Genomic DNA, 10398 nt, shown 5'->3' with positions numbered 1-10398 from the left:
ATGATAATGTGCTTATTCAGCACTATTTTCATAACAAAATCATGCTTTATTTTATTTCGATTCAGTTCCATCATCAGTTAAATTAGATATTTGATGATTCGGAAAATAAATGCAATTACCTTTAGCGCTGATTTCTAAAGTTGAATTGGCACTTCAAAATCATGATTTTGATGAAATCCACAAAATTCTAGAATCAATGAACGACGCAGATATTGCTGGATTAATTAAAGATTTATCATTGGGCGCGAAAATAACTTTAATTGAACACTTACCCAACGCTGCTTATATTTTAGAATATTTGTCATTAGAGCAATTACAAAGCATCATCGAAAATTTATCTGAACCGCAAATACTTAGTATTATTTCAGGAATGCATTCTGATAACCGCATTGATTTATTTAAACTATTACCTCAGCAACAACAACAACGAATTTTCCAACAGCTGAGTGCTGAAAAGCAAAGACAAATTAGAAGTTTAGAACATTATTCTGAGGAGTCTGCTGGTGCTTTGATGAGTGCAGATTTTGTGACATTGTCACCCAATCTGACCATGCGTCAAGCGATCGAACAGCTTAGAAAAGTTGCAGCAGATCGTGAGACTTTATATCTCATTTATATCGTCGATGCACACAACGTTTTATTGGGTGTGATTTCTTTACGGCAAATCATTCTCGCAGATCCAAATCTAACGATTGCCGAAGTGATGACAACGGATTTAATCGTTGGTTGGGTCAATGAAGACCAAGAAAGTATTGCTACAAAACTGAGTCATTATGATTTTATTGCTTTGCCCATTGTGGATGATCAGTACCATTTATTGGGTATTGTCACTTATGATGATGCAACTGATGTTGTGCAAGCTGAAACAACAGAAGACTTTTTTAAATCGAGTGCAGTTGCAGCTTCGCCAAATATGAGTATTAAGCGTGCGCCAATATTTGTATTGTATAAAAAGCGGGTATTTTGGTTAGTAATCCTTGTTTTTGGTAGTTTGTTGTCTGGAATGGGAATTGCTCATTTTGAAGAGATTATTGCTGCCAATATCGTTTTGGTGTTTTTCTTACCGTTATTGGTAGGCAGTGGCGGTAATGCAGGCTCTCAATCAGCAACTTTAATGGTACGCGCGTTGGCGACTGGCGATGTTCAGTTTAAAGATTGGTTTAATTTGGTCGGTCGGGAAGTCTTAATCGGTTTGTGTTTAGGTGGAACCATGGCTTTTGCAGTTTCTATTCTCGGTTATATTCGTGGTGATGCGATGGTCGCCATCGTTTTAGCATTGAGTATGATGGGCATTGTACTGTTGGGCTGCCTGATTGGAATGAGTTTACCCTTTATTCTAAATCGATTAAAACTAGATCCTGCGAGCGCATCGGCACCATTGGTCACATCGATCTGTGATGCAACAGGTGTGGTTGTATATCTTTTTATTGCTTCACTCCTCTTGGGTCAAGGTACAATATGAATTTTAAATGTTTTACATGGATCACAAAATATTAAAACTATACACAACACACTGAATTTATTGGCTATGATACTTTGAATATAGTGTGATGTTAGAAGATAGACCTATCAATGAGTTCAGAAAAAAAATTATCGACTCAAGAAGTCATTCAATTGGAACGTGATTTGGCAAAATTTGCCAATATGATGGATTCCGTGGTTCGCATTCCGTTTACCAAGCAAGGTGTGGGTGCCGATGCTGCATTAAGTACGATTCCAGTTGCAGGAGATGCTGCTGGTTTTGCATTGACATGTTATGCAGTCTATAAAGCCAAACAAATTGGTGTACCACAAACTAAACTCAATGGTGTGATTAGACTTGCAGCTGTCGATGCTGTGGTCGGTTTTATTCCTGTGCTTGGGACTGTTTTTGATATTTTTATTCGTCCAAGCCGACGGGCCTTAGATGTAGTGCATGATCATATTCGAGAGGAATATCAAATTCATAGCGATGATCATGTGCTTCACCCATTCCTGCATGAAAAATTAGAGCAGAAACAACAACAATCTGCATTTTGGCGGAATCCTGTGGTTGCTTGGCTTTGGATTCATATACCTGATATTTTGGGTGCTATTGTATTGGTTTTAATCGGTTTTGCACTTTGGTTTGGAGTGAGTCTGCTGTGGGATTGGTATCAAAGTTTAACGGTTTAAATACCATGCTATTCCTCGATAGAAATAATTTGTGTTGAAACTTTTGATGTAAAGCTGTGCCTAATTCTGTACTGAATGTTGAGCACTCTGCAATAAGACGGTAACAACACTTAGGAATGAATTCTTTCCAATTTCGCATCTCAGTTAAATAAAATGCTGATAAAACAAAGCCTCCAATTGGAGGCTTTGTTTTATCTATTTCTACTTTGATTATTTCTGTAATGATGTAAATTTTTACATCAATTACGGTAAATTAAGCTGACGAAGAGCAGCAACACGTTGCTCAATGCTTGGATGGGTATGGAACAATGCCGCTAAGCTAAAGCCTTGTTCTTTACCTTCTGCAATCGCAAAAGCTTTCATCTCTTTTGGCATTTGATCTGGCCTTTCAGATTCAGCTTGTAAACGTAATAATGCAGAGATCATTGCATCTTTACCAGCTAATTGTGCGCCTGCCTCATCTGCACGATATTCGCGGTGGCGAGAGAACCACATCACGATTGCCGAAGCCAAAATACCAAAGACGATATCTAAGACCATGGTAATCGCAAAATAAGCCAATCCAGGAGCTTCACCATCTTCACGACCAAATACATTGCGGTCAATGAAGTCACCGACAACACGGGCGAAGAACATCACAAAGGCGTTCACAACACCTTGAATTAACGATAATGTGACCATATCGCCGTTGGCAACGTGCCCAATTTCATGAGCCAATACAGCACGTAACTCATCTTGATTCATACGCTCTAACAAACCTGTTGAAACTGATACCAACGCATCATTTTTGTTCCAACCTGTTGCAAAAGCATTCGATTGATAAGATGGGAAAATACCTACATCTGGCATTTTAATACCAGCACGCTGGGAAAGTTGCGCAACCTCTTGTAATAACCAAACTTCAGCTTGGTTACGAGGCGCATTAGGATCAATTAATTCAGTCCCCGTGGTTTTTAAAGCCATCCATTTAGAAAGGAAAAGCGAGACGAATGAGCCTGCCATACCAAAGACTAAACAGAATACCATCAGGTTGCCTAAGTTGAGACCGCCAGCGCCGTGATAACTACCAACACCTAATAAAGATAGGATAATGCCAGCTACAACCAGTACCGCGAGGTTGGTTAGCAAAAACAAACCAATCCGCATCATCGAGAAAATCCTCTTCGTAAATATAAAATAATTTGATTACTTAGGGGCGATGAACAAACAGTTTTGAAAGCAAGTAGTCCTGCTACAGCGTTCATTTCTTTGCAATACATGTTGTTCATGCCTGCTCAATCTTAGCCTACAACGTAAACCACAGATAAAATGTTCATAGATCCTATAAATCATGTATCGAATATGAGGTTTCAATAATCAAAATTCAAGAATGATTGGAAAAATCTATACAATATAAAATCAAGATAATGTTGAAATATGAGTTCTATCTTTATAAAAACTAAAAAAATTTTAAAAAAATAACAAAAATTATCTCAACAGGAGAAATAGGCAAACTTTGAATCTATTCACTGAGAACATTTAAATAATGATTTAGTTACCAAAACTAATATGTGCTGTTGCGCTGGCATTGGCTGTGGAATAAGAAGATCCAGAAGGTGCATCTGTAAAGGTGCCATCAGACGCAACAATAATTTGTCTAGAACTGTATTTTACTGGCGTCGCTATCGGTGTGTTATTCGATAAAGTGCTAGAAGGACTGCTGTTATTTGAATGATAACTTACACCGTTATTCGATTGAGCAATGATTTGCCCAGAATTCGCGTTATTACTTGAACTACTATTGCTAATTGTTAAACCCGTAGAATAAAGATTGTTATAGCGACTTGTGACACGTCTAACATAATCTTGTGTCTCACGGAAAGGCGGAATGCCACCATATTTATCGACATTGCCTTCACCTGCATTATATGCTGCTAAAGCTAAATTGGTATTGCCATTAAAACGCTTCATTAACCAACTGAGATACTTTGCACCACCAAAAATATTTTGTTGAGGGTCAAAGGAGTTAGAAACATTAAAACGACGTGCAGTCGCTGGCATGAGTTGCATTAGACCTTGCGCACCAACAGGGGAACGTGCATTTGAATTAAAGCCTGATTCAGTATGCATGACTGCTTTAATTAAGCCCTCAGAAACACCATGTGTTTGTGCTGCTTGGCGAATAATCGTATCAAATGAATTTTTGCTTTTACTGTAACTGGGTAAAACAGAAGATTCTGAACTGCCCCAATTACTATAACTATGAATATTGCTGTCTTTATAATAGGTCACTTTCACTTTTTGCAGTGAACTGTCTGAATTTTTACGGTTGGTGAGTAAGGTTGTGCCGTTTTTATCTTTATAGAAATAAATCTGCCCAGCAAAACTTTGCGATGTAAATGAGACTAGACTCATACACCCTAAAATTGATACCAATGAACCCGTAATAAATTTTTTCATTTTTAGTAATTAAAATTTTCCCCAATTTCCTTTTGGAGTTTAGCAAAGTTATTCAATAAGAAAAACTACGATTTGATTTTTATCAATACAAATAAAAAAAATCAAGTCTTATTTGTTGGCATATTAATCAAAAATAATTTTATATTTTTTTTAAAACTTACCTATTGACTACAGTAAGCTATTGTTAAATATCATTTAAATAAAGTGGTTAAAAAATGACCAATCTAAAGAAAACGCCCATCCTTCCGTATGAATGCTTTGTCAAGCCCCAAACAATCCACACTTTTATCCACAGGATTTGTGGAAAACTGTGGAAAAGTCCAAAGCATAAGCACCTAGATCAAAAAATGAACTGAGTCGTCTATTTTAGATATGTGAATAAGACAGGAATATGACGAAGAAAAAGATTAATGCAAAAAATAAAAAATCTTTAGATGCGGTTAAGCAACAAATCAGCTAAAATTATGCAGAATTTTTTTTTGGTAAATCGCGTCTATGTACTCGCCAGTTGAGTCCCAACAAGGATTTAATTTCAAACCAGAACTTCCTACAAGTTCGGCTTACTATCGTCTATTGAAAAAACTTCGTCGTCAGGTTGGTCATGCTATTCGTGACTTTAAAATGATTGAAGAAGGCGACAAGGTCATGGTCTGTGTTTCTGGTGGGAAAGATAGCTATACCTTGTTAGATATTTTGTTGCAATTTAAACGCATTGCACCGATTCATTTTGATGTGGTTGCAGTCAATCTTGATCAAAAACAGCCTGGTTTCCCAGAATATGTTTTACCCAAATATTTAGAGGAAAATAACATTCCTTATTATATTTTGGAAAAAGATACGTATAGCATTACCAAGCGTTTAACACCTGAAGGTAAAACATACTGTGCCGTCTGTTCACGCTTACGCCGTGGTTCTTTATATGGTTTTGCGCAAGAGATTGGTGCAACGAAAGTCGCGTTGGGTCATCACCGTGATGATATTCTTGCAACATTCTTCTTGAATTTGTTCCATGGCGGTAACTTGAAGGCGATGCCACCAAAGTTATTGTCATCGGATAAAAAGAATATTCTGATTCGTCCGCTTGCTTATGTAGAAGAGAAAGACATCATTAAATATGCGGAAATTCGTCAATTTCCAATTATTCCATGTAATTTGTGTGGTTCTCAGGAAAATCTACAACGTGCAATGTTGAATGACATGTTACGTGATTGGGATAAGCAATATCCTAAACGTTTACACAGCATTTTCGGCGCATTACAAAATGTCTCTCCATCTCAATTGGCAGACCGTGATTTATTTGATTTTGAAAAATTGGATGAGGAGCGTGAGTTCGATATGAAGTGTGATACAGACGACATGAAAAAACGACTTGATGTCGTAAACTTGAGTTTTGCAGCAGATTAATTTCTAGCCACAAGACAATAAACAAAGGCATTCATTTTGATTTGAATGCCTTTTTTTGATGTAAAGTCAAAAATCCGACAAAAGTTGAACAGCCCGTACAAAAAACTTTAGCCCAAATGGAAATTATCATGCTATAACAATGGGCGAGCAAAACTGCTTCACTATGATGTTGTTCGGATAGACAACACTATAAATGAATAAATAATTTGAGGAATGAACATGCCTGCTTTCTTAACTGATGATTGGTTTGCAAATGTAGAAAAATTGACTGCTGAAGCTGGTGATTTAAATTTACCACCTGCACTTTCAAATTTAGCAATCAACTTAGTTGTTGCTGATGCTGATGGCAATACTGAACTTGCTTTAGATGGCGGAAAAATCCTTAAAGGCGCTTCTGCAAATGCTAAAACGACACTTAACATGGATGCTGAGACACTTCGTAAAGTATTCCTTGAGTTTGATATGGCTGCTGCGATGCAAGCATTCATGACAGGTAAAATCAAAGTTCAAGGTGATATGTCTCAATTGATGGCTTTACAAACAGCTAAACCAAGCCAAGAGCAAAAAGATCTTTTCAAACGTGTACTTGAGCAAACTGCTTAATCACGATTCAAACTAAAAAAAGCTTATCCGTAATGGATAAGCTTTTTTTATATAGTCGCCTAAACATTTCCGTTTTAAACGTTTAGATTAAATCTCTAAAAGACGCGGTGTCGTTTTAATATGTTCTAAGTACGCACGAATGCGAGTCACATATTGAACTGCTTGCTTATAACGGCCATTCTGCGCTTGATTACGTGTCAAATAATTATAAAGATTCATCCAATCATTGGGATCTTTACCTTGCGCTTTGATACGTTTTTGAATACTTTCTACAGCACCTGGGCCCATGTTGTAAGCGACAAGAGCATACCAACGACGATCAGGATTGGAAATATAAGAATAACGGCTGAGCATCATGTCAAAATATTTTGCGCCGCCCTGAATGCTCTGTGCAGGATCATTACGATTACGTACACCCATTTCCTTCGCTGTACCATTGGTCAACATCATCAAACCACGAACGCCTGTGGGAGAAACAGAGTCAGGTTTAAGATATGATTCTTGATATGCAATTGCAGCAAGCAAGTGCCAATCTAGATCATATTGTTGAGCTGAACGTTGGAAACTGGCTTTGTAAATCGGTAAGCGTTTGCTTAAATCACGTTGAATCACATTCCAGTCATCTTTTTTGACAACATTTCGATTATAGAATGCCGCAAGTTGCTGAGTGGCACCATTTTGTTTACTTTGGCAGACGAAACCACTTGCTGTGGCAGTTAAAGGATCTTCTGCTTGTTTAAATACCCAGTTGATTTCAGTATTTAAACCATTTTTTTGCAAACTATTAAAATCACCACAGCTTGCTGAAAATGAAGTTAATCGTTTCGCTTCAATCGTTTGCATGCTGGCAGTGGTGATGGCGAAATTGGCTTTACCTTGTGCAACCATTTTCAAGGCAGTTGCATTATCTGAAACCGTTTGAAAATCTAATTTAACATTTAAGCTTTGAGCATAGTTATGCGCTAAATCATAGCCGAAGCCATGTTTAAATTTACCATCCTTAAACACGATGCTTGGATTGGAAACCGCGACTACAGTCAATTTACTCGAATTGACTACAGCATTGTATTGATTGGTCTTACTGGCATTAATACTGAAAGGAATTAATGCGGTGGATAAAACTAAAGTTTTGATTGGAAGAGCACGAAAAAATGAGTTAAGGCTAAGCCTCGACCCAGAGGTTGAACTACTGTGCATGTTGTCTCCGCTACAAGTAATTTATTGCCCAAAAAAGTTAAAGCAAAAGAAGCCTCAAACTTTTTACAGTTGGTAAATTCAATAAGGGTGGGCAGTCATGAACGTCATTCAAAAAATGACATGTGGGATTGAAAGTTTTGCAGAAAAACTACAAAAAAATATAAATCAGCTAATAAAACATGTGCACATAATATAAGCGTTTTTTTGGCTTGTCAAATTTTGTTCAAAAAATAAGCAGATTTAAATATTTAAATAATTGATTTTAAATGATAATTTTTTTTGAGATTTTCAATGAATTGATCAACAATTTAAACTCATTTCAATTGTAAACAAATGTAGTAAATGAAACCGTTTTTTTAAACGCAAAAAAACTTAATCAGTTTAGATTTTTTATAGAGCTTTTGAGGGATTGAACGGGGATAACATCGTACAAAATGGTAAAGTAGATTCTAAAAATAAAGCCTGTTTTAAATGATGATTTTTACTGATGGTCAATAAAAGAAACAACTAGAAAATTTGACCAAGACTATAGATAATCTTAAGCGTGAAAATAACATGAGTAGATGCATATTGTGAATGGTTTTGAAAAATGAAATCAAATTTAATTACCCGTAAAGGGCATGATCTTTTGGTCGCAGAGTTACAGCAATTATGGCATGTAGAACGACCTGAAATTACAAAAAAGGTAAATTGGGCTGCGAGCTTAGGTGATCGTTCTGAGAATGCTGATTATCAATATAATAAACAAATACTTAGAAAGATTGACCGACGTGTAAGATATTTAGGTAAGCGATTAGAAGAGCTTAGAATTATTGATTTTTCTCCTGAACAAGAGGGAAAGGTATATTTTGGTGCATGGGTTGAAATTGAAAATGATGATGGAGAACAGAAAACTCTACGTATTGTAGGTGTTGATGAAATCTATGATCACCATCCACAACATATTTCGATAGATTCGCCTATGGCACGTGCTTTATTGTCGAAACAAGTAGATGATGAAGTTGAGGTTGTAACACCGTTAGGCAAAAAACGTTGGTATATCAATTCAATTTATTATGAAAAGCTTGAAAATTCAGCTAATTAATCGTTATTGACTTTATTTTGTACATTTGATTGAAAAAATATTGAAAAAGATTTGCCAAGTTCGAATTTTATTTATATGATAGCCGCCATTGGAAGCGTGGCAGAGCGGTTTAATGCACCGGTCTTGAAAACCGACGAGGGTGTGAGTCCTCCGTGAGTTCGAATCTCACCGCTTCCGCCAAATACTTAAATAAGCCCTTGTTTTACAAGGGCTTATTTTTTATCTGTGGATTTACCCCTCAACCTACCCCTCATCAAACACTAGATTAGGTGATATCAAAAAAGATAAGATTTGGCATGTTAGGACTTCACTTAAGATTCATATAGAAAAATATATGTGGTTCTAAACTAATTGAGCTGTCTTAAATTTGATGCTAAGTGGATGTCAGCTTGTATAAAATTTCTAATTTTTATTTTTGGAAAAAGTGAGGCATCTTAGATAAATCATTTTTGTTTTTCTACTTTTATCAATCCAATTTTTGCTTATACATACATTGAGTAATTTTACTTGCTTCCTAGTTATCTTTAGGTTTTATCCTTTTTTACACAGGCTATTAAGTTAGCTGCGTGCTTAGGTAACCAAGAATCTTGCAATTGCTTCACCAAAAGCAAGATATGTACTGGCAGTTAAGATCGGGTCAGAATTTACCAGCTCACATAAGTCACGCATAAATTGATTACGATCCATAAGCTGCACTAATTCGTGGTATTTTTTTCGTTGATTGCTTTTAAGTTTTTTAATTGCTCTTCTACTTTTGCTTTATCGGTTGTCTCACGAATGATTGAAGCTGATTCAAACTTTTCTAATTTTCTTAGTTGTTCAAGTTCGATTGCATATTGTGCTTTATTCAAGTCATGATATAGCAATGTAACTAAGTTTCCTCGTATTGTTTAGTAAGTACCTAAATGGGCATATGCAGCGTTGGTATTTTTATTTAGTATCGGCTAAGTACGTTTAACAACTCAATAATTGGCAGTCTTTGATAAGCTGCTTTTAATATGTCAGAGTGTGATTGGGCAGTTTGAATACCATACGAGGTTTTATGAATATGAAACTCAATCAAAAATGAAGACAAAATCTAGGCTAAGCCCCTAAATTATTAGGCGATAAACTCACTGCAAGAAACTTTCAAAGTCAATGAAATTCATGCACGTGTAGCAGTGTCCTCAACAGATTTACGGAATTAGGCCGACCACATACACAAGTTGTAACTTAAATTTGAGCAGGTATGGGAAGTTGTAATTTTTAAATCTTTGTGCAAAGCCATTCAAAAATAATCAATCAACTGATCACTTTCTGATTTATGAAAGAGACCTAATTTAGTTTAGATTTTTTAAAAAACAGGTAGGAATAAGATTAATTGTTGTTGATATTTTGCTTTGATGTTAAATTTATCTAATAAATTGATGAGATAATAGGTCATAATAATGATAAATAATATCTTTGGTATTTTAGATAAGTTAGGTTTTGGCACACGAAAGCGTGCGATCAATGCCCAGTTTTCAAATGTGGAACTG

The 10398-nt window shown here is 36.1% G+C and carries 9 protein-coding genes, 1 tRNA gene and 1 pseudogene; 7 read left to right on the top strand and 4 right to left on the bottom strand.

The features are described from left to right. The first annotated feature begins 109 nt into the window (after nucleotides 1-109). Both mgtE and D7V20_RS17385 read left to right on the top strand, forming a co-directional pair. The gene (gene mgtE / locus D7V20_RS17390; RefSeq protein WP_120385245.1) at nucleotides 110-1462 is read left to right on the top strand and encodes a magnesium transporter; all 1353 of its coding nucleotides are present in this window, start codon (nucleotides 110-112) and stop codon (nucleotides 1460-1462) included. 110 nt (nucleotides 1463-1572) lie between these two features. Then, nucleotides 1573-2154: a DUF4112 domain-containing protein gene (locus D7V20_RS17385; protein WP_120385244.1), complete on the top strand. Its 582-nt coding sequence runs from the start codon at nucleotides 1573-1575 to the stop codon at nucleotides 2152-2154. 243 nt (nucleotides 2155-2397) lie between these two features. On the opposite strand, the gene htpX is transcribed toward D7V20_RS17385, so the two are convergent. Next, nucleotides 2398-3303 (bottom strand): protease HtpX, encoded by a 906-nt coding sequence (gene htpX / locus D7V20_RS17380; protein ID WP_120385243.1) that lies wholly within the window; start codon nucleotides 3301-3303, stop codon nucleotides 2398-2400. A gap of 381 nt (nucleotides 3304-3684) precedes the next feature. Next, complete coding sequence (locus tag D7V20_RS17375; protein WP_120385242.1) at nucleotides 3685-4593, bottom strand: lytic transglycosylase domain-containing protein; 909 nt, start codon at nucleotides 4591-4593, stop codon at nucleotides 3685-3687. A gap of 495 nt (nucleotides 4594-5088) precedes the next feature. On the opposite strand from D7V20_RS17375, the gene ttcA reads away from it, so the two are divergent. Further along, nucleotides 5089-5997 carry a tRNA 2-thiocytidine(32) synthetase TtcA gene (gene ttcA, locus D7V20_RS17370; protein ID WP_120385241.1) on the top strand — a complete coding sequence of 303 codons (909 nt, stop codon included), beginning with the start codon at nucleotides 5089-5091 and terminating at the stop codon, nucleotides 5995-5997. A gap of 219 nt (nucleotides 5998-6216) precedes the next feature. Then, the gene (locus tag D7V20_RS17365) at nucleotides 6217-6600 is read left to right on the top strand and encodes an SCP2 sterol-binding domain-containing protein (RefSeq protein ID WP_010113929.1); all 384 of its coding nucleotides are present in this window, start codon (nucleotides 6217-6219) and stop codon (nucleotides 6598-6600) included. 87 nt (nucleotides 6601-6687) lie between these two features. Here D7V20_RS17365 and D7V20_RS17360 read toward each other — a convergent pair whose 3' ends face one another. Beyond that, nucleotides 6688-7797, bottom strand: a complete 1110-nt coding sequence (locus D7V20_RS17360) for an MltF family protein (protein ID WP_120385240.1) — start codon at nucleotides 7795-7797, stop codon at nucleotides 6688-6690. A gap of 589 nt (nucleotides 7798-8386) precedes the next feature. Between D7V20_RS17360 and greB the strand changes: the two genes are divergently transcribed. Together greB and D7V20_RS17350 are read left to right on the top strand one after the other, a co-directional pair. Continuing rightward, complete coding sequence (gene greB / locus D7V20_RS17355) at nucleotides 8387-8881, top strand: transcription elongation factor GreB (RefSeq protein ID WP_120385239.1); 495 nt, start codon at nucleotides 8387-8389, stop codon at nucleotides 8879-8881. A gap of 90 nt (nucleotides 8882-8971) precedes the next feature. Then, nucleotides 8972-9061: transfer RNA gene (locus D7V20_RS17350), tRNA-Ser, on the top strand. A gap of 515 nt (nucleotides 9062-9576) precedes the next feature. Here the strand turns inward: D7V20_RS17350 and D7V20_RS19895 are convergent. Beyond that, entirely contained in the window at nucleotides 9577-9747 is a 171-nt protein-coding gene (locus D7V20_RS19895) for a hypothetical protein (protein ID WP_171407853.1), read from the bottom strand. Nucleotides 9748-9974: 227 nt separating this feature from the next. Between D7V20_RS19895 and D7V20_RS17345 the strand changes: the two are divergent. Then, nucleotides 9975-10097, top strand: a pseudogene (locus tag D7V20_RS17345) (IS5/IS1182 family transposase); the annotation flags it as partial. Between the last annotated feature and the right edge of the window lie 301 nt (nucleotides 10098-10398).

Source organism: Acinetobacter rongchengensis, assembly GCF_003611475.1.
GTDB lineage: Bacteria > Pseudomonadota > Gammaproteobacteria > Pseudomonadales > Moraxellaceae > Acinetobacter > Acinetobacter rongchengensis.
Note: the sequence above shows the minus strand (reverse complement) of the source record. Positions and strands in the feature narration are given on the sequence as shown.

Bases quoted from the DNA above. Each gene is read 5' to 3' on its own strand.
- D7V20_RS17365 (WP_010113929.1), top strand. From the start codon at position 6,217: ATGCCTGCTTTCTTAACTGATGATTGGTTTGCAAATGTAGAAAAATTG.
- ttcA (WP_120385241.1), top strand. From the start codon at position 5,089: ATGTACTCGCCAGTTGAGTCCCAACAAGGATTTAATTTCAAACCAGAA.
- greB (WP_120385239.1), top strand. From the start codon at position 8,387: ATGAAATCAAATTTAATTACCCGTAAAGGGCATGATCTTTTGGTCGCA.
- htpX (WP_120385243.1), bottom strand. From the start codon at position 3,303: ATGATGCGGATTGGTTTGTTTTTGCTAACCAACCTCGCGGTACTGGTT.
- D7V20_RS17360 (WP_120385240.1), bottom strand. From the start codon at position 7,797: ATGCACAGTAGTTCAACCTCTGGGTCGAGGCTTAGCCTTAACTCATTT.
- D7V20_RS17375 (WP_120385242.1), bottom strand. From the start codon at position 4,593: ATGAAAAAATTTATTACGGGTTCATTGGTATCAATTTTAGGGTGTATG.
- mgtE (WP_120385245.1), top strand. From the start codon at position 110: ATGCAATTACCTTTAGCGCTGATTTCTAAAGTTGAATTGGCACTTCAA.
- D7V20_RS17385 (WP_120385244.1), top strand. From the start codon at position 1,573: ATGAGTTCAGAAAAAAAATTATCGACTCAAGAAGTCATTCAATTGGAA.